Source organism: Nonomuraea sp. NPDC050540, from assembly GCF_044457485.1.
GTDB lineage: Bacteria > Actinomycetota > Actinomycetes > Streptosporangiales > Streptosporangiaceae > Nonomuraea.
The window spans coordinates 168,209-186,574 of sequence record NZ_JBITHA010000020.1; the positions used below are offsets into that span (position 1 = coordinate 168,209).

Annotated in this window: 22 protein-coding genes; 9 read left to right on the forward strand and 13 right to left on the reverse strand. The window is 69.4% G+C overall.

Features of this window, described 5'->3' with window-relative positions; translation table 11 throughout:
• Positions 1–39 precede the first annotated feature (39 nt).
• Genes ACIBI5_RS45435 through ACIBI5_RS45460 form a run of 6 tightly spaced genes read left to right on the forward strand, consistent with a single transcriptional unit; the run spans position 40 to position 4,373 of the window.
• Positions 40–951, forward strand: a complete 912-nt coding sequence (locus tag ACIBI5_RS45435) for an ABC transporter ATP-binding protein (protein ID WP_379614479.1) — start codon at positions 40–42, stop codon at positions 949–951.
• On the forward strand, positions 941–1,798 hold the full coding sequence (locus ACIBI5_RS45440; RefSeq protein WP_397256702.1) for an ABC transporter permease subunit: 858 nt from the start codon (positions 941–943) through the stop codon (positions 1,796–1,798). Before ACIBI5_RS45435 ends, ACIBI5_RS45440 begins: the two co-directional genes overlap by 11 nt.
• The gene (locus ACIBI5_RS45445; protein ID WP_397256704.1) at positions 1,795–2,709 is read left to right on the forward strand and encodes an ABC transporter ATP-binding protein; all 915 of its coding nucleotides are present in this window, start codon (positions 1,795–1,797) and stop codon (positions 2,707–2,709) included. Before ACIBI5_RS45440 ends, ACIBI5_RS45445 begins: the two co-directional genes overlap by 4 nt.
• Entirely contained in the window at positions 2,709–3,428 is a 720-nt protein-coding gene (locus ACIBI5_RS45450) for an ABC transporter permease (RefSeq protein WP_397256706.1), read from the forward strand. Before ACIBI5_RS45445 ends, ACIBI5_RS45450 begins: the two co-directional genes overlap by 1 nt.
• 13 nt (positions 3,429–3,441) lie before the next feature.
• Entirely contained in the window at positions 3,442–3,591 is a 150-nt protein-coding gene (locus tag ACIBI5_RS45455) for a hypothetical protein (RefSeq protein WP_397256708.1), read from the forward strand.
• A gap of 44 nt (positions 3,592–3,635) precedes the next feature.
• Positions 3,636–4,373: a hypothetical protein gene (locus ACIBI5_RS45460; protein ID WP_397256710.1), complete on the forward strand. Its 738-nt coding sequence runs from the start codon at positions 3,636–3,638 to the stop codon at positions 4,371–4,373.
• On the opposite strand, the gene glmM is transcribed toward ACIBI5_RS45460, so the two are convergent.
• From glmM to rplM, 3 genes are read right to left on the reverse strand one after another with little or no spacing between them, the layout of a single operon-like run.
• Positions 4,291–5,640 (reverse strand): phosphoglucosamine mutase, encoded by a 1,350-nt coding sequence (glmM, locus tag ACIBI5_RS45465; RefSeq protein WP_397256711.1) that lies wholly within the window; start codon positions 5,638–5,640, stop codon positions 4,291–4,293. The genes ACIBI5_RS45460 and glmM overlap by 83 nt on opposite strands.
• Positions 5,641–6,165 carry a 30S ribosomal protein S9 gene (rpsI, locus tag ACIBI5_RS45470; RefSeq protein ID WP_379614493.1) on the reverse strand — a complete coding sequence of 175 codons (525 nt, stop codon included), beginning with the start codon at positions 6,163–6,165 and terminating at the stop codon, positions 5,641–5,643.
• A gap of 26 nt (positions 6,166–6,191) precedes the next feature.
• The gene (gene rplM, locus ACIBI5_RS45475; RefSeq protein WP_184958047.1) at positions 6,192–6,635 is read right to left on the reverse strand and encodes a 50S ribosomal protein L13; all 444 of its coding nucleotides are present in this window, start codon (positions 6,633–6,635) and stop codon (positions 6,192–6,194) included.
• A gap of 311 nt (positions 6,636–6,946) precedes the next feature.
• Between rplM and ACIBI5_RS45480 the strand changes: the two genes are divergently transcribed.
• The 3 genes from ACIBI5_RS45480 (at position 6,947) to ACIBI5_RS45490 (ending at position 11,112) form a co-directional block, all read left to right on the forward strand.
• Entirely contained in the window at positions 6,947–7,687 is a 741-nt protein-coding gene (locus tag ACIBI5_RS45480) for a CAP domain-containing protein (RefSeq protein ID WP_397256713.1), read from the forward strand.
• A gap of 17 nt (positions 7,688–7,704) precedes the next feature.
• Positions 7,705–8,520: a hypothetical protein gene (locus ACIBI5_RS45485; protein ID WP_397256715.1), complete on the forward strand. Its 816-nt coding sequence runs from the start codon at positions 7,705–7,707 to the stop codon at positions 8,518–8,520.
• Between the two features lie 102 nt (positions 8,521–8,622).
• Positions 8,623–11,112 (forward strand): hypothetical protein, encoded by a 2,490-nt coding sequence (locus tag ACIBI5_RS45490; RefSeq protein WP_397256717.1) that lies wholly within the window; start codon positions 8,623–8,625, stop codon positions 11,110–11,112.
• 285 nt (positions 11,113–11,397) lie between these two features.
• Here ACIBI5_RS45490 and truA read toward each other — a convergent pair whose 3' ends face one another.
• The 10 genes from truA to ACIBI5_RS45540 form a co-directional block, all read right to left on the reverse strand.
• Entirely contained in the window at positions 11,398–12,246 is an 849-nt protein-coding gene (gene truA, locus ACIBI5_RS45495) for a tRNA pseudouridine(38-40) synthase TruA (RefSeq protein ID WP_397256719.1), read from the reverse strand.
• Positions 12,247–12,321: 75 nt separating this feature from the next.
• Positions 12,322–12,870: a 50S ribosomal protein L17 gene (gene rplQ, locus ACIBI5_RS45500; protein WP_397256721.1), complete on the reverse strand. Its 549-nt coding sequence runs from the start codon at positions 12,868–12,870 to the stop codon at positions 12,322–12,324.
• 140 nt (positions 12,871–13,010) lie between these two features.
• Positions 13,011–14,027, reverse strand: coding sequence for a DNA-directed RNA polymerase subunit alpha (locus ACIBI5_RS45505; RefSeq protein ID WP_184958053.1), 1,017 nt, complete (start codon positions 14,025–14,027; stop codon positions 13,011–13,013).
• Between the two features lie 101 nt (positions 14,028–14,128).
• Positions 14,129–14,755, reverse strand: coding sequence for a 30S ribosomal protein S4 (gene rpsD / locus ACIBI5_RS45510; RefSeq protein ID WP_379614507.1), 627 nt, complete (start codon positions 14,753–14,755; stop codon positions 14,129–14,131).
• Between the two features lie 20 nt (positions 14,756–14,775).
• Positions 14,776–15,180, reverse strand: coding sequence for a 30S ribosomal protein S11 (gene rpsK, locus ACIBI5_RS45515; RefSeq protein WP_020542285.1), 405 nt, complete (start codon positions 15,178–15,180; stop codon positions 14,776–14,778).
• 44 nt (positions 15,181–15,224) lie between these two features.
• Entirely contained in the window at positions 15,225–15,605 is a 381-nt protein-coding gene (rpsM, locus tag ACIBI5_RS45520) for a 30S ribosomal protein S13 (protein ID WP_379614509.1), read from the reverse strand.
• A 193-nt stretch (positions 15,606–15,798) separates the two neighbouring features.
• Positions 15,799–15,912, reverse strand: coding sequence for a 50S ribosomal protein L36 (gene rpmJ / locus ACIBI5_RS45525; RefSeq protein ID WP_003956441.1), 114 nt, complete (start codon positions 15,910–15,912; stop codon positions 15,799–15,801).
• A gap of 88 nt (positions 15,913–16,000) precedes the next feature.
• Positions 16,001–16,222: a translation initiation factor IF-1 gene (gene infA, locus ACIBI5_RS45530; protein ID WP_012887858.1), complete on the reverse strand. Its 222-nt coding sequence runs from the start codon at positions 16,220–16,222 to the stop codon at positions 16,001–16,003.
• Positions 16,223–16,417: 195 nt separating this feature from the next.
• Positions 16,418–17,026, reverse strand: a complete 609-nt coding sequence (locus ACIBI5_RS45535) for a class F sortase (RefSeq protein ID WP_397256723.1) — start codon at positions 17,024–17,026, stop codon at positions 16,418–16,420.
• 857 nt (positions 17,027–17,883) lie between these two features.
• Positions 17,884–18,288, reverse strand: coding sequence for a hypothetical protein (locus tag ACIBI5_RS45540; protein ID WP_397256725.1), 405 nt, complete (start codon positions 18,286–18,288; stop codon positions 17,884–17,886).
• Positions 18,289–18,366: the final 78 nt, after the last annotated feature.

The window sequence follows — 18,366 nt, forward strand, 5'->3', positions numbered from 1 at the left end:
GGAGGCCACCCGGTGGCCACGGAGGGTAGTGTCCGGATCATGCACATCCTCGCTACCGAGGGGCTGACCAAACGCTTCCCGACCGTCACCGCGCTCGACCGGCTCACGGTGGACGTCGGGACCGGCGTGACCGGCCTGGTCGGCGCCAACGGCGCGGGCAAGTCGACACTGATCAAGATCCTCCTGGGCCTGCTGCCGCCCACCGCGGGCGGCGCCAAGGTGCTCGATCTCGACGTGACCACGCAGGGCACGCAGATTCGCCGCCTCGTCGGCTACATGCCCGAGCACGACTGCCTGCCGCCCGACGTGTCGGCCACCGAGTTCGTCGTCCACCTCGCCCAGATGTCCGGGCTGCCGCGCACGGCCGCCCGCGAACGCGCCGCCGACGTCCTGCGCCACGTGGGGCTGGCCGAAGAGCGCTACCGCGCCATGGGCGGCTACTCCACCGGCATGAAGCAGCGGGTCAAGCTGGCGCAGGCGCTCGTACACGATCCAAAGATGATCTTCCTCGACGAGCCCACCAACGGCCTCGACCCGCGCGGGCGCGACGAGATGCTCGCGCTGATCCGCCGCATCGGCACCGAGTTCGGCATCAGCGTCCTGGTCACCAGCCACCTGCTCGGCGAGCTGGAACGCATCTGCGACCACGTGATCGTCATCGACGCCGGCCGCCTGCTGCGCTCCTCCGCCATCACCGAGTTCACCCAGGCCACGCAGAGCCTCACCGTCGAGGTCGAGGAGGGCGTGCAGCCTCTGGCCGAACGGCTGGCGGAGCACGGCCAGCAGGTCACCCAGCACGGCCGCCTGCTGCTGGTCAAGGTGAGCGGCCCGGAGACGTTCGACGCCATCCGCGACGCCGTGGTCGACCTCGACCTGTGCCTCATCCGGATGGAGCAGGGCCGCCACCGCATCGAGGACGTCTTCAGGGAGGAGGCCGCGGATGTCGTCTGAGATCTATGACATCGGCTACCGCCACTACGACGGGCCACGACTGGGCCCCGGTTACGCGACGCGGGCGCTGACGCTGCACAGCCTGCGCGGCATCTTCGGCCTCGGCCGTACGGCCCGCAGCAAGATCATGCCGTTCCTGCTGGCCATCATCATGCTGCTGCCCGCGGTCGTGAGCATCGCCATGATGGCCCTGCTCCAGCAGCGCGGCATGGCCTACAGCGCGTTCGCGGTCATCATGCAGGCGGTGATCGCCATCTTCCTGGCCGCGCAGGCGCCCACCGTGGTCGCCCCCGACCTGCGCTACCGCGTGCTGCCGCTCTACCTCTCGCGGCCGGTCGCGGTCGCGCAATACGTCAGCGCCAAGGTCATCTCGATGACGGTCGCGCTGTTCATGCTGGTGGCGGTGCCGCTCACACTCATCTACGTCGGCGAGCTGCTCATCGACCTGCCGGGGCCGCCGCAGACCAAGGAGTACCTGGGCGCGATGGCCATGGCGCTGCTGCTGGCGGTGCTGCTGACCGCGTTCGGCCTGGCGCTGGCCTCGCTCACGCCCCGGCGCGGGCTCGGCGTGGCCTCGGTCATCGCCGTCTACCTGCTGTCACTGGCCGCCGTACCGGTCATCTACGGCACGCTGTTGTCGCTGAACGAGGAAGCGGCCGCCAAATGGGCGTGGCTGCTCAACCCGTTCTGGCTGGTGGACGCGGTCCAGGTGTGGTTGTTCGGCACCACGCCCAACTCCGAAGGCGGATATCCGCCGGGCCCCGCGCCCGCGCTGATCACGCTCGCGCTGATCGCCTTCGCCATCGGCGTGCTGGCCCTGCGCTACCGGAAGGCGGCGGCCCAATGAAACTCGAGCTCTCCCAGGTCTCGCGCTGGTACGGCAACGTGGTGGCGGTCAACGACGTCACCATGACGATCGGGCCCGGCGTGACCGGCCTGCTCGGCCCCAACGGCGCGGGCAAGTCGACGCTCCTGCACATGATGGCCGGATTCCTGGGACCGTCCGGAGGCAGCGTCACGCTCGACGGCACCAAGGTGTGGAAGAACCACCACATCTACCGCAACATCGGCCTGGTGCCCGAGCGCGAGGGCGTCTACGGCTTCCTCACCGGCTGGCAGTTCGTGCTGTCGGCCGCCAAACTCCACGGCCTGTCCGACCCCGTCAGCGCCGCCCAGAAGGCGCTGGCCACGGTCGAGATGGAGGGGCCGAAGGACCGCCGCGTCGAGACCTACTCCAAGGGCATGCGCCAGCGCGTCAAGGTCGCCGCCGCCCTCGTCCACGACCCCGAGGTGCTGCTGCTCGACGAGCCGTTCAACGGGATGGACCCGCGCCAGCGCATGCACCTGATGGACCTCATCCGCGCCATGGGCACCGCCGGCAAGACCATCCTGTTCAGCTCGCACATCCTCGAAGAGGTCGAGCGGGTCGCCCAGCACATCGAGGTGCTGGTCGCCGGACGCCACGCGGCCTCCGGCGACTTCCGGCAGATCCGCCGCCTGATGACCGACCGCCCGCACCTGTTCCGCATCAAGTCCAGCGACGACAGGAAGCTGGCCGCCGCGCTCATCGTGGACGCCTCCTCAGGCGGCGTCACGCTCGGCCCCGACGGCCTGGAGGTGCAGGCGGTGGAGTTCCGCCGCTTCGCCTGGCTGCTGCCGCGCGTCGCCCGCGCAGAGGGCATCAACCTGCACCAGGTCTCCCCCGTCGACGAGGACCTGGAGAGCGTCTTCTCCTACCTGATCAACCGGAGCACCTGATGAACACCGTGGTTGCCGGGATCACCTACCGCGCGCTGCTCGGCAGGCGGCGCATCCTGCTGCTGCTCCTGCTGCCGCTCGCGCTCGTCGGGCTGGCCGTCCTGCTGCGCCTGACCGGCGGCGCCGACCAGCGCTCGGCCATCCTGCTCATGCAGAACTTCGCGATCGCCACCATGCTGCCGCTGCTCGGCCTGATCGCCGGCACCGGCGTCATCGCGCCCGAGATCGACGACGGCACCATCATCCACCTGATGTCCAAGCCGATCTCCCGGCCGGTGATCGCCCAGACGAAGTTCCTGGTGGCCGCCTCCATGCTGGCCGTCTTCGCCGCCGTCCCCACCTATGTCGCCGCCTGGCTGCTGGTGCGCAACGAGGACGGCATCGCCTTCGGGTTCGCCCTGGGCTCCCTGCTCGGCGGCATCGCGTACGCGGCGCTCTTCCTGCTGCTGGGCGTCCTCACCCGCCACGCGGTCACGATCGGCATCATCTACGCGCTGATCTGGGAAGGCATGGTGGGCAGCTTCGTCAAGGGCGCCCAGAACTTCTCCATCCAGCAGTGGGCCCAGGCGATCGCCGACCAGATCTCCACCTCGGCGTTCATCGACCAGACCGCGGTGACGATCGGCTGGGCCGTACCGGCGATCGTGATCGTCACGGTCGGCGCGGTCGTCTGGGCGGGGCTGCGGCTGCGCGCCTTCTCCCTCACCGGGGACGAGTGAGACACTCCCCTGCATGGGGACGGAGATCATCGTCGCGTTGATCGGCCTGGCCGGCGGTCCGCTGACCGCCGGCCTCGGCTTTTACCAGTGGCGCAAGGGCCACCAGGCCGCGACCACCCCGGGCCCGCCACCACCGGGAAAACTCTCCCGCTCCGAGGCCTGAAGGGTCTCGGCCGCAATGGCCTGCTCGACCGGCTGACCGACGACATGCGCCACATCAATCTCCTCAACCACCCCGAACCCCTCAACATCGAGAGCCTGTACGTGCAGCTGCGCGTCCACGACCGGCAGCCGCTGCGCTTCATGCACCACGAGGAACTCCAGGAACTGCGCGGCCGCGCTCCGGGCGGCCTCAGCAGGCTCACCAGAGCCCGCAAGAAGGACCGGCAGGCCGAGATCCTCACCCCGGAAGAGGCCTTCACCCGCTTCCGCCGCATGGTCGACCTGGGCGACCCCGGCGCGGGCAAGACCACGATGCTGCGCTACCTGGGCTTCAAGGCCGCCACCGACGAGATCCTGCCCGCCTTCGATCGACCGCCTGGCCGCCCGCTACCCCAGCGCCCGCATCGCCGTCACCTGCCGCCGCGCGGGCTGCGCGGCCAGCTGCCCGCCTTCAGGACGCTGGAGGTACTCGACTTCGACGACGCGAGACGGCTGATCGAGCGGATCGGCGACGTGGGCGAGGACGTGGAGACCGTGCACGAACTCCTGAAGGTCATCGAAGAGCCGGGCCTCGCCTGGGACCCCGACGTGGCGACGGAGGCACTGGCCGAGGTGAGCAGGCGGGCCCAGGTGTGCGTCTACCCGACGGGCGCGTGGAATGAGGAAAGGGGCACGGCGCCCGCCGTACCCCTTGGAACCTCTACGAGCAGGACGTGCGCACCACGTCGGCCAGGCGGCCCGCGACCTGCGAGGCCTGGTCCTCCGACGAGGCCTCGACCATGACCCGGATCATCGGCTCCGTACCGCTCGGCCGGATGAGCACCCGGCCGGTCTCGCCCAGTTCGGCCTCCGCCGCGGCCACGGCGGCCACCAGTTCCGGCACCGACGCCTTGCCCTTGTCGACGTCTTTGACGTTGATGAGGATCTGCGGCAGCGCCGTCATCGCCGAGGACAGCTCACGCAACGTCTTGCCGGTCCGCGCGACCACCGACAGCAGGTGGAGCGAGGTCAGCAGGCCGTCGCCGGTGGTGGCGTGGTCGAGCATGATGACGTGGCCCGACTGCTCACCGCCGAGGTTGTAGCCGTTGGCCTTCATGCGTTCGAGAACGTAGCGGTCGCCCACCGCGGTCTCGATCACGTTGATCCCGGCCTCGCGCATGGCCAGCTTGAAGCCGAGGTTCGACATCACGGTCGCTACCACGGTGTCGTTGGCCAGCGTGCCCTCGTCGTGCATCGCCCTGGCCAGCACCGCCATGATGCGGTCGCCGTCGACGACCGCACCGGTGTGGTCGACCGCGAGGCAACGGTCGGCGTCGCCGTCGTAGGCGACCCCGAGGTCGGCGCCGCGCGAGATGACCACCTGCTGAAGCTTGTCCAGGTGGGTCGAGCCGTAGCCGTTGTTGATGTTGAGCCCGTCGGGCCTGGCGCCGATCGCCTCCACCCGGGCGCCCGCGCGGACGAGCGCTTCCGGCGCCACCATGTGCGCCGCGCCGTGCGCGCAGTCGACCACCACGTTCAGCCCGTCAAGGCTGCCCTGGACGGTGGTCAGCAGGTGGGAGATGTAGCGGTCGGCCTCGCCGTAGGCGTCTCTGACCCGGCCGACGGCCGAGCCGACGGGCCGGTTCCACGCCTCACCGAGCCGCCGCTGGATCTCGTCCTCGACCGCGTCGGACAGCTTGAAGCCGCCCCTGGCCAGGAACTTGATGCCGTTGTCCGGCGCCGGGTTGTGCGAGGCCGACAACATGACGCCGATGTCGGCGCCGAGCGCGGCCGTGAGGTGGGCGACGGCCGGGGTGGGCAGCACGCCGAGGCGCAGCACATCCACTCCGGACGACGCGAGGCCGGCGACCACCGCGGCCTCCAGGAATTCACCTGAAGCCCGGGGGTCCCGGCCTACGACCGCGACAGGCCTCTTGTGGCCTGTCGCGGTGAACGCGCCTGCATCGCCGAGGACGTGAGCCGCCGCGACCGAAAGGTCCATGGCGAGCTCGGCCGTGAGGTCGCGACCCGCGACCCCACGTACCCCGTCGGTGCCGAAAAGGCGCCCCACTTAGCGCTTGCTGTACTGCGGAGCCTTGCGGGCCTTCTTGAGGCCGTACTTCTTCCGCTCCGTGGCGCGGGCGTCACGGGTGAGGAAGCCGGCCTTCTTCAGCGGCGGGCGGTTGTTCTCGACGTCCAGGACCGCCAGCGCGCGGGACAGGCCCATGCGCAGGGCACCGGCCTGGCCGGTCACGCCGCCGCCGTCGATGCGGGCGATGACGTCGAAGGCCTCCTCGGCACCGAGCACCACGAAGGGCTCGTTGACGATCTGCTGGTGGACCTTGTTGGGGAAGTAGGCATCCAGCGAACGACCGTTGATCGTCCACTTGCCGGTGCCGGGGACGATGCGCACGCGGGCGATCGCCTCCTTGCGGCGGCCGGTGCCGTACGAGTTGCCCGTGGTGACGGGCTTACGCACGGGGGCGTCGGCGCTGGCGGCGGATTCGGTGGTGTACTCGGACGGGAACTCCTCGGTGGAGAAGTCCTCCTGCTCGGCCTCGACGACGGCCGTCTCGACACCGGTGGGCTCAGCCACGGTTCTCCTCTAAATCTTTCGAACTACTACTGGGCGATCTGGGTGATCTCGAACGGCACGGGCTGCTGGGCCTGGTGCGGGTGCTCGGAACCCGCGTAGACCTTGAGCTTCTTCGCCATCTTCCGGCCGAGGGAGTTCTTGGGGAGCATGCCCTTGACGGCCTTCTCGACCGCCCTGTCGGGGCGCTTCTCCATGAGCTCGCCGTAGGTCACGGAACGCAGACCGCCCGGGTAGCCCGAGTGGCGGTAAGCCTTCTTCTGCTCAAGCTTGTTACCGCTCAGCGCGATCTTCTCCGCGTTGATGACGATGACGAAGTCACCGGTGTCGACGTGGTTGGCGAAGATCGGCTTGTGCTTGCCGCGGAGCAGGGTCGCGACGTGGCTGGCCAGCCGGCCCAGCACGACATCGGTCGCGTCGATGACGTACCACTGACGTTCGACGTCAGCGGGCTTCGGTGAGTACGTGCGCACGGTCGTTAGCCTTATCTTGCTCGGCGTCTTCTTACCGCTGCCGGAATCGGTCAGCGCCTTTGTCGGTCGGTGCGGGCGCACGACAGCCCGGACCTTCCGTCTCCCTGCCTCAACAGGCTTCATGGGAGATGACGCCGGACGCGCCGCGCATCGGTCGCTCTGGACCTATGCACACAACGATTGACTAGGCTACCTCACTTCAAGAGCTACCGGTAACCAGCGCCGAGTCTACCCGACACAGAACGGTTCTATTTCGTTTCCCGGCAATCCCTTCTTTACCACCACCGCTCATCCCTATCGTTGGCTCCGGTATGTGGCAGAGCATTCACACCCGGCTGACCCAGCGGACATTCCGGCGCCGGAACCACCTGGGGGTGCTGGCGTGCCTCTCTGCCGCGGTCTTCGCCGGTGTGCTGATCGGCCGCCTGACCGACGCCGAGCCGCAGGCCGAGCAGCTCTACCTCAACGACAGCGTGCCGCCCGCGGCGGCGACAGCCGTACCGACGCCGAAGAAGCAGCCTTTCGCGGCCCCGATCCCGCGCGAGACCACCCCGTCGCAGCCGCACGGCCGCGCGACCGCCAAGCCGCTGCCCTCGCCGTCGAGCGAGATCTCCGGATTCTTCCCGCAGGACCACCCCACGCAGATCCTCGGCGATCCGGTGGTACGGCTGGAGCCCGAGTTCGCCCGGCGCGTCGTCGTCCTCACCAACAGCGCCAGGGTCAAGAAGGGCTGCCGGCCGCTGCGCGTCGACACGCGCCTGACCCGATCGGCCCGCGCCCACTCCAAAGAGATGGCCACCGAGGGCAAGCTCGACCACGTCTCGCCCGACGGCTCCTCGCCGTGGGAGCGGATGGAGCGCGCGGGCTACCGCCAGGGCGCCGCGGAGAACATCGGCAGCGGCTACACCACCCCCGACGAGGCGGTCAGCGGGTGGCTGACCAACCGCTCCCACCGCGGCAACATTCTCAACTGCGACATCGTCGCCATCGGCGTAGGAGTCGCCAACGGACCGACCGGCCTGTGGTGGACCCAGGACTTCGGCTACCGCTGACGCGGTAATCTCCCGGCATGGGTTTCCCCAAGAAGCGATCGACCGGCGGCGAAGACGAGGCCTCGGCCACGACCGAGACCACACGGCAGAGCACCATGTGGAGCCCCTATGACGAGGGACCGCGCTCCCGGGGGCCGCTGTGGTTCGCCCTGGGCGGGCTGGCCGTGCTCGGGCTGCTCGCCGGCGGCCTCGTCATCATGTGGAACACCAAGACTCCCGGCCAGGCCGAGACGGCGCGCCGTACCTCCGCGCCGCTGCCGTCGGCGCCGCCCGGCGAGTTCGGCTTCGCCGGCGAACGCAAGACCGACCCGGAACCACTGACGGTCAAGGAGCTCTTCGCCCAGAAGAAGTTCACGGTGGACGGGCGCTCCTACGAGATGACCATCACCAAGAGCGACAAGAAGTGCGGTGACGCCGCCAACGGCGAAAAGCTGGTGAAGGCCTTGAAGTCCGGCAAGTGCACCCAGGTGGTACGCGCCAGCTTCCGCGACAAGGCCGGCAAGGTCATCGGCACCGTCGGCGTCGCGAACCTCAACACCACCGGCTCCGCCAAGAAGGTCGCCTCCGCGGGCGGCAAGGACAAGCGTTCGGTGTACGTGAAGGCGCTGCCCGGCAAGGACGCGGTCACCAAGTACATCGGATCGGGCTCCGGCGCCGCCGAGATCTGGGTCCACGGCCACTACGCGATCATGGTCTGGTTCCAGAACAAGGACGGCTCCGAGCCGACCAAGAAGACCTCGAAGGTTCTCGCCCAGGCGGCCGACGACATCGCGAAGGCGACCGCCTTCAAGGCCCTGGACGCCCGCTCCCTCAGCGGCTACCCCGGGACCTGAACCACCCACAGCCCCCCATAAGCGGACAAACAAGGCGGTCGATCCGGCCGGGAACGCCCATACCGGCATGACGATCTCGACCTTCTCGCTAGGCTCCCCCTTATGCGTGGCCAGGAACCCGGGTCCGAGCACGAGCGCGCCGAGACCGACAGCTCGGTCGCTCCGGCGACGACACCGCCGCCGAGCTTCGGCCAGCTCCTCTCACCCGCCGCCGACCAAACCACCCCACCCATCCTGTACGGCGAGGCCGTACCGGAGGGTGGCGAGGGCGACCAGCAGGAGACGGCGGAGCGCCTGCCCTGGCCAAGTGCCGGCGGCGCCGCCATCCCCGTCTACCCGGGCCCACCCCCCAACCTCCCGGCCCCCGAACCGCCCCTGCCCGGCCATGGAGGGCTGCCAGGTCAACCGCCCCCGCCCGGTCAGCCACCCCTGGACGGCCGGCCACCTCTGCCGGGTCAGCCTTCCCTGCCCCAGCCCCCGTTCTGGCCCGAGGCCCCCCGCGCCACCACCCCGGAGCCCCGCCATGACCCCACCAGGCCGATAGCCGGACACCCGCTCGACAGCGGCCCCCAGCCCATGGCCGAACGGTTCGGCGACAACGGGCCCCAGGCCATGTCCGGACCTCCCGGCGCCAGCGGCCCCCAGCCCGCGCCGACGGACGCGCTCGGGTACCCACCGCCGCCCGGCCCCTCCGCGGACACCAACCCGGCCAACCCCGTGCCCGGGGCGCCTCATGCCGACGTCCAGCCGTGGAACGTCGCGGCCCCGACCCCGGCCCCGGCCCCGACTGCGGCCCCCACTCCGGCACCGGCACCCGAGCCCGTACCCACCGCCGACCTGCCCGAGCTGCCCGCCTTCCCCGGCGCGAAGCCGTGGGAGGTCCCCGGCGAGGAAGCCGAGTACGACTGGTTCGCCGACCCCGAGCCCGACGACCCCCAGCTCACCCGCACCTCCTGGCCCAAGCCGGACCTCCCGTCCGACACCCCGCCGCCTCCCGGCGAGCCCACCTGGGAACCCCCGCCCGGCTTCACCGCCGCGGCGGCAGGCATGCAGGTCTGGCCGTCTCCGGTGACCGACCCGGCGGCACCCCCATGGCCCGCGGCGACCGGCGAACCCATCCCCGGCGCCGACTACGACGCCCTGGAGTCCCCGGCCCCCTGGCCGGGCGCGCCAGCCGTACCCGCGAACCCCCAGGACGTCCAGCGCCCCGCCACAGCCCCCATAGGCAACCCACCTCAGCCCCCCGGCAGCCCGCTCCAGCCACCCGCGCACCAGGGCGCCGCACCGAACCAACCGCCCGGACCACAGAACACCGGACCGAACCAGCCCCCCGGGCACCAAGGCGCCGGACCGAACCCACCACACGGACACCAGAGCGCTGGGCACAACCAGCCACCCGGACCACAGAGCGCCGGACCGAACCAGCCGTTCGACCCGGGCCTCACCCTCCCGGTGGCCCGCCAGGCCGATCGCGGCGACATCCCGGTGTGGCCGATGAAGCAGTCCGACGACACCGGTCCGCACCAGATGCCCGAGCTCCCGTTCCCGCCGGAGGTCTGGGGTCCGAAGCCCGCGCTGCCCGCACCGAGGCAGCCCATGGCGCTGCCGCCGGCCGACTCGGACACCCCGCCCCACGGCATCCCCGCCTTCCCCGGCCCCCGCCCTCCGGCGACGGACAGCCCCCACCCGGACCCCGCGCGCCCGCAGGCACCGGTACCGGTCGGCCCGCCCAGCAGCTTCCAGCCCCCGTCCCGCCAGGCCTTCGGCAACCAGCCCTTCGCCGGTCAGCAGGCGCACACCCAGCCGGGCAGCCTGTTCACCCCGGGCGGCCCCACCGCGCCCCCGCAACCCGGCCCCCCGCAACCACCGGCCAAGGGCAGGAAGGTCCTCCTGGCCGCGCTGGGCGTCCTGGTTCTGGCAGGCGTGGCGACCGGCGCGTTCTTCGCCTACCGGTCGATCAACAGCTCCAAACCCGCCGACGCCGCGGCCTCACAACCCCCGGCCACCTCGCAGCCCTCCGCCACGGCGCCCACCGACCCACCGGACGACACCGCAGGCGCCTCGGTCCTGAACTCCGAGCAGACCGACCCCAAGAAGCTCGCCCTCACCGAGGCCTTCCCCGCCAAGAAGATCAAGATCGGCGGCAGGTCGTTCACCAGGGTCAAGACCAGCATGGCCGAGAACTGCGAGAAGGTCGCCGCGGGCCCGTTCGCCGACGCGCTGCGCAAGCAGGACTGCAGCCGCGTCCTGCGCGCCACCTACGTCGACAGCAAGCGCCGCTACGCCGTCACCACCGGCCTCGCGGTCCTGCCCACGAAGGAGGCGGCCGTGGAAGCCGACCAGGCCAAGAACCTGAGCCGCAACCTCTGGTTCCGCGCCCTGCCCGGCTCGGCGGGCAGCGGCGGCGACCGCATCCACATCGCCGGAGGCTACGCGGCCGGCCTGGTCTGGGGCCGCTACATCGTCTTCAGCTACGCCACCTACGCCGACGGCCACACCCCGACGGAAAAGGAAACCGGCCTGGGCAAGATCAGCGGCGGCTTCCGCGACCAGACCGCCAAGGTCCTGGAACGCCGCATAGCCGCCAGCTGACCCCCGCACAGACGCGCCCGCATGGGACGTTCGTCGCCGCGAGTGAACACCCATGCCTGGGACGCAGGGGTGGGGGTGGCTGCAGGCAGGAGAGCAGCGGCGAGCGCGCGCAGGGGGCTCCTGGGCGTGACGCTCAGCCGGAGTGCGGGTACGGCCGACTTGGCGCTTCCCGGAGTTGCGGGTGCGGGCAAGACCCGGCTGGTCCCGAGGCGGGGCGTCGCGTGGCATGGGCGGGCGCCGGCCGTACCGCCAGATGCGGGAGCCCGGGGAGTGCGGCGAAGGTGGTCAGAGGGTGCGGACGCGGCGGGTGGCGGCTGCTCTGGTGGCGAGTTCGGCGGGCGCCGGGTAGACGACCTCCTCCAGGCACAGCCCGTGGGCGGGCGCCACATGCACCCCCGAATCCCGTACGGCTGCCGCCAGCACCTCCCCCGGCCACTCCACCGGCCGGCGCCCATCACCAGCCGCCATCAACGACCCGACCAGCGCCCGGACCATGGAATGGCAGAACGCGTCCGCGACCACGGTGGCGACCAGCAGCCCGCGCCCATCTCGCAGCCATTCGAGCCGCTGCAGTTCCCGAATCGTCGTGGCGCCTTCGCGCTTCTTGCAGAACGCCGCGAAGTCGTGCTCGCCCAGCAACCGCACGGCCGCGGCGTTCATGGCTTCGACGTCCAGCGGCCTGGCATGCCAGACCACCTCCCGCCGCACCAACGGGTCCACCCCACCGGGCGCGTCGCACACCCGGTACGCATACCGCCGGGACATAGCCGAGAATCGCGCGTCAAAGCCCTCAGGAGCCACCGAGACGCGAAATATCCGTACATCTGCCGCTAGTACTCCCGCCAACCTCCGCACCAGCGCAGCGAGCCTCTCAGCTCGCCCCGCAGGCGCGCCGGCCCGGGGATCCAGCTGCCCCAGCGACTCCTCGTCCAGGTCGACGTGCGCCACCTGCCCCCGGGCGTGCACCCCGGCATCCGTCCGCCCGGCGACCGTCAGCGAGGCAGGCTCCGGCAGCCGCAGGATCCGCGTCAGCGCTTCCTCGATCTCGCCCTGCACCGTGCGCCGCCCCGGCTGACGCGCCCATCCGGAGAAGTCCGTGCCGTCGTAGCCGAGGTCGAGGCGGAGCCGTACCACGATGTCATCCTCCTGAATGCGAAACGGGCCCGCACCCCCGCAAGAGGGGTCCGGGCCCGTTGACGGCCTGAAAGATCAGGCCTCGTCCTTCTTCGCCTCGGTCTCCGTGGCGGGAGCCTCGTCGGCGACGGCCTCGGGGGCCTCGGCCTCAGTGGTCTCAGCCTCGGTGGTCTCCTCAGCGACCTCCTCGACGACCTCGGCGGCGGCCGCGGGAGCGGCGGCAGCCTCGGCGGCCGGGGTGGTGCGCGAGACGGTGACCGGGTTCAGCTGCTCGGTGACCAGCTCGATGACCGCCATGGGCGCGTTGTCGCCCTTACGGTTACCGATCTTGGTGATCCGGGTGTAGCCACCGGGACGCTCCGCGAAAGTCACGGCGATCTCGGTGAACAGGTGGTGGACGACGCCCTTGTCCTTGACGACGGTCAGCACCTGGCGACGGTTGTGAATGTCGCCCTTCTTGGCCTTGGTGATCAGGCGCTCCGCCAGCGGGCGGACGCGCTTGGCCTTGGTCACGGTGGTGGTGAGCCGGCCGTAGCGGAACAGATCGGTGGCGAGGTTCGCCAGGATCAGCCGCTCGTGAGCCGGGCTGCCGCCAAGACGTGCACCCTTGGTGGGCTTGGGCATTGCGTTCTCCTTGAGAATGAACCCGCCCCGGCCGTACGAGGTACCGGAGTCGGGCCGCCAGGCGCCCCCGCAGGGGCGCCCGCGATAAACCAGATGCGTGGTGCGAACCCGTCACCCCGAGAGGGGCGCCGGGGACGTGCTCAGTACTGCTCGGTCTCGACGTACGCGGAGTCGTCGTCGTCGTAGCCGCCGCCGGCCACCGCGCTCGGGTCGAACCCGGGCGGGGAGTCCTTGAGAGCAAGCGTCATCTCGTGGAGCTTCTGCTTGACCTCTTCGATGGACTTGGCGCCGAAATTCCTTATATCGAGCAAGTCCTGCTCGCTGCGGGCGACTAGCTCGCCCACAGTGTGGATGCCCTCGCGCTTGAGGCAGTTGTAGGAACGAACCGTGAGGTTCAGCTCCTCGATCGGCAGCGCGAGGTCGGCGGCCAGGGCCGCGTCGGTCGGCGACGGGCCGATGTCGATGCCCTCGGCCTCGACGTTCAGCTCGCGGGCCAGGCCGAACAGCTCGACCAGCGTCTTGCCGGCGGAGGCCACCGCGTCGCGGGGCTTCATCGCGGCCTTGGTCTCGACGTCCAGGATCAGACGGTCGAAGTCGGTACGCTGCTCGACTCGGGTCGCCTCGACCTTGTAGGTGACCTTGAGGACCGGCGAGTAGATCGAGTCGATCGGAATGCGGCCGATCTCCTGGCCGGGCTGCTTGTTCTGCGCGGCGGAGACGTAGCCGCGACCGCGCTCGACGGTCAGCTCCATCTCCAGCTTCGCCTTGCCGTTGAGGGTGGCGATGCGCAGCTCGGGGTTGTGCACCTCGACACCGGCCGGGGGCGCGATGTCGGCGGCGGTGACCTCACCCGGGCCCTGCTTGCGCAGGTACATGACGACCGGCTCGTCGTGCTCGGAGGAGACGACCAGTTCCTTGAGGTTCAGGATGATGTCGGTGACATCCTCCTTGACCCCCGGCACGGTCGAGAACTCGTGGAGCACGCCCTCGATGCGGATGCTGGTGACGGCCGCGCCCGGAATGGACGACAGCAGCGTACGCCGCACCGCGTTGCCGATGGTGTAGCCGAAGCCCGGCTCCAGCGGCTCGATGACGAATCGGGACCGGGTCTCGTCGAGCGACTCTTCGAGAAGAGTCGGACGCTGAGCGATCAGCATGTGGGATCTCCCCTTGTAGTGCGGCGACCGCTATATGACGCCGCTCTCCATAACAGCTTAAGTGGAGTACGGCGTGCCGTACTCCACTTAGAGACGAGTGACTACTTGGAGTAGTACTCGACGATCAGCTGCTCCTGGACCTGGGTGTCAATCTGACCGCGGACGGGCAGCTGGTGAACCAGGACGCGGAGCTTCTCCGGCACGACGCCGAGCCACGGCGGAACGGTGCGCTCGCCGGCGGTGGCGCGGGCCACCTCGTACGGCATCAGGTTGCGCTTGTTCTCGCGGACCTCGACGATGTCGTGCTCGCGAACACGGTACGACGGGATGTCGACCTTCTTGCCGTTCACCAGGATGTGGCCGTGGCGCACCTGCTGGCGGGCGGCGTCACGCGACTGGGCGAACCCGGCGCGGAAGACGACGTTGTCGAGACGGCTCTCCAGAATCTGGAGAAGCACCTCACCGGACTTGCCGGTCTTGGCGCTGGCTTCCTCGTAGTAGTTGCGGAACTGCTTCTCGAGGACGCCGTAGATGCGGCGGGTCTTCTGCTTCTCACGAAGCTGGAGCTGGTACTCAGACTCCTTCGGACGACCGCGACCGTGCTCACCCGGCGGGTAAGGACGGATCTCGATGGGGCACTTGGCGGATTCGCACTTGCTGCCCTTGAGGAAGAGCTTGGTCTTCTCCCGACGGCAGAGCTTGCAGTCCGCGCCCGTGTAACGAGCCATTTCTCAATATCTCCTGGGTGTCAGACGCGGCGGCGCTTCGGCGGACGGCAGCCGTTGTGCGGAACCGGGGTCACGTCCTGGATGGACCCGACCTCGAGCCCGGTCGCCTGCAGCGAACGGATCGCGGTCTCACGGCCGGAGCCGGGGCCCTTCACGAAGACGTCGACCTTGCGCATACCGTGCTCCATGGCGCGGCGGGCGGCATTCTCGGCGGCCATCTGGGCGGCGAACGGGGTGGACTTACGGGAGCCCTTGAAACCCACGTGGCCGGCGCTGGCCCAGGAGATCACGTTCCCGTTGGGGTCGGTGATCGAGACGATCGTGTTGTTGAACGTGCTCTTGATGTGGGCGTGCCCGTGAGCGACGTTCTTCTTTTCCTTGCGGCGCACCTTCTTCGGTGCGCCCTGACGGCTCTTAGGAGGCATTGTTAGCCATTACTCCTGAGGTCTTCGGTCCGCGGCTGCGCGAACTACTTCTTACCGGGCTTCTTCTTACCGGCGACGGTCTTCTTCTTGCCCTTACGGGTGCGCGCGTTGGTCTGCGTGCGCTGGCCGTGGACGGGAAGACCCTTGCGGTGACGGATGCCCTGGTAGCAACCGATCTCGATCTTGCGACGGATGTCGGCCTGGACCTCGCGGCGCAGGTCACCCTCGATCTTGTAGTTCGACTCGATGTAGTCACGCATCGGGACGAGCTCAGCGTCGGAGAGCTGGTGCACGCGAAGGTCGCCGCTGACGCCGGTGGCCTTGAGGATCTCAAGGGCCCGGGTGCGGCCGATTCCGAAAATGTAGGTGAGAGCGATCTCCAGCCGCTTTTCGCGGGGGAGATCGACGCCAACCAGGCGAGCCATGGTCGGGCATTCTCCTTCTCTGTGGCGGAGGTCTTGCGCTCCACTGCCCCTCCCCATGCCCGGGGTGAGGGCCTCGGCCTCCGACCGAGGGTGTCCCACTGATGTGGGTGTGGCACGCGATTACTTCAGGCTGCTCATGCGTCGAGCCCGCCACCCCTTGACGGGTGTCGGACTCGGAGAAGCCTTACCGCGACTAGCCCTGACGCTGCTTGTGGCGCAGGTTGTCGCAGATCACCATGACGCGACCGTGCCGGCGAATCACCTTGCACTTGTCGCAGATCTTCTTGACGCTCGGCTTAACCTTCATTGTCCTTCGTATCCTCAGACGTGTTTCCTCGCGGGCCGGAGCCCGCGCCTAACGCCGGAACTTCCCCGCGGAGCTGCGGGTTCCGTCGTTACTTGTATCGGTAGACGATCCGCCCACGACTGAGGTCGTAGGGGCTCAGTTCAACGACTACCCGGTCGTCAGGCAGGATTCGGATGTAGTGCATCCGCATCCGGCCGCTGATGTGGGCCAGGACCTTATGGCCGTTGTCGAGCTGCACCCGGAACATGGCGTTCGGGAGCGACTCAACCACAGTGCCCTCGATCTCGATGGCGCCGTCTTTCTTGGCCAAAATCCCTCGCGTTTCACTGATCGGTCGTCTGAGGTTTCGGTTCACTGCAGCCGCGACATCACGCTTCGAAGAGAGCGGCGATCGGCAAGGATCGCCGACGCGTGAGAGTCAAAGTGAGCCGACTAAGGAGTGTACGACACCTGAGCTAAAAACGCGAAACGCGTGCCAGGTGTCCTGACACAACCATGCGCCAGTTTAGCGCAAGTCCGCGCTCGCGTACGCCGCTCGGAAGCGCGCGTGCACGATCACGTTGTCACTGTAGGTACGCCGGACCCGATCGAAGCTTCCGCCACAGGTCACCAGGCGCAGCCAGCGCGTGTCCGCCGGCCCGTAGACCTCCTCCGCGGGGAAGCGGTCCTTGGGCGCGCGCGACAGCCGTTCCACCACGAACACCGCCACGCTCGTGTCGGCGCGCACCACGCCCACCACGTCTCCCGCCCGCAGTTCGGCCAGCCGGGCGAAGACCGCCGGTCCCCGCCTGGTGTCGAGATGCCCCGCGATCACCGCCGAGCCACGCTCCCCCGGCGTCACGCCGCCGCCGTACCATCCGGCCACATTCCCGTGATCCAGAGGTGGCACCGCCAGCGCCCCGTCGTCACCCACCCCGAGCACCACGAGCGGCGCGCTCACATGAAGGCGCGGGATCAGCACCCGCGTGGGCTCGGCCCGGCTCAGCTCTCCCGCGAGCGGCCGCGGCCACCCCTTCCCCGGTACGGCAGGCGGCCCGCCGGCCACCTCCCAGGGCACGGCGGGCGGCGCCGTACAGGAGGAAAGGCCCAGAACGAGCCCCACAGCGACGATCACGTGCCCGCCCGGCGCCGACGACCGCCGACACGCGGCGCCAGGCGGGCACGAGTCTCTAGGGCGCGGCGTCACGCGAGCCGCGCCACCGCTTCCAGCCGGCCAGCGCACCGCCCCCGGCAGCCAGCACGAGCACGCCCAGCGCACCCGCCAGCCACGGCGCCCGCCCGTCCTCCCCCGCAACCTCAGAACCCGCGACCTCTGAACCCGCAAGCTCAGAACCCGCAAGCTCAGAACGCGCGACCTCTGAACCCGCAAGCTCAGAACCCGCAAGCTCAGAACGCGCGAGCGAAGAGCCGGCCCGCGAAGAGCCGGCGAGTTCGGACCCGGCGCCAAGCGCCAGCCCGCCCCCTCCGGTCTCCGGCCCGCGCCGGGGATGGCCACGCACGGTGAGGTAGGTCCTGACCAGCCGATCGGAGCACCGAGCGGTCACCTCGTGCACCGAGCTGACCGCGTTGTCCTGCACCTCCACGCTCCCCGCCCACCCGCCGGGACTCCCGCCGCGCGCCAGCCGGACGTGCTGCCCCGCAAACGCCATCGACGAGGCGACCACCTGGTCCGTGGCGCCGCACGCGTGCACATGAACGGTCACCCGCTGCCCAGGCCCGGCACTGGTGGGCGAAACACTCACCCCGGGCTCAGCAGACGAAGCCCCCGTAGTGGAGAACGCGGTCACCAGCACCCCGAGCAGGACACGTCTCAATCTGTCCCCCTAAAGCGCCGGTTCGCTGGTCAAAGATCATCTACCCCTCGTGATCGCCGCCAACTGGCACCAGCGGTAAAGAGTGCGTCTTTCACTCCGGATATAGGGCAAAGCCCGCCCGTGACCAGGTCACGGACGGGCTCTGTGCGCGAATCGCCTAGTAGATGCGGTGCTTCGAGCCGCAGTTGTGGTTCGGCTTCTTGCCCCAGCAGGTGTAGGTGTACATCTTCTTGATGCCCTTGGCCTTCCAGCTGTCGCCGCCCGAGCCGTTCCAGTGGCGGTAGAACTTGTGCCAGCTGCCGCCCTTGTAGTACTCGAACCAGACGTAGCCGTACTTCTTGTCGCCGCCGAACTTCTCCTTGCCGGACCAGATCGTGTGGACGTATCCGCCGGACTTGTGGGTGCGGCCCTTCGCGTAGGCCTTGCCACCGTTGCTGGAGAAGTACGGCCCCCAGAAGTCGGCCGAGCTCGACGTGTCGGTGCTCGCCTGGGCGGCGGGTGCGAGGGCGAGGCCGCCGGCGACGGATCCGGCGATCGCTGCTGCTACGAGGAACTTACGCATCTGTCTTCCTCCGGGAGTTGGGCCGGCTGTTGCCGACACCGCTCACGTTAGGAAGCAGAACCCGCCCGATCTGCGCAG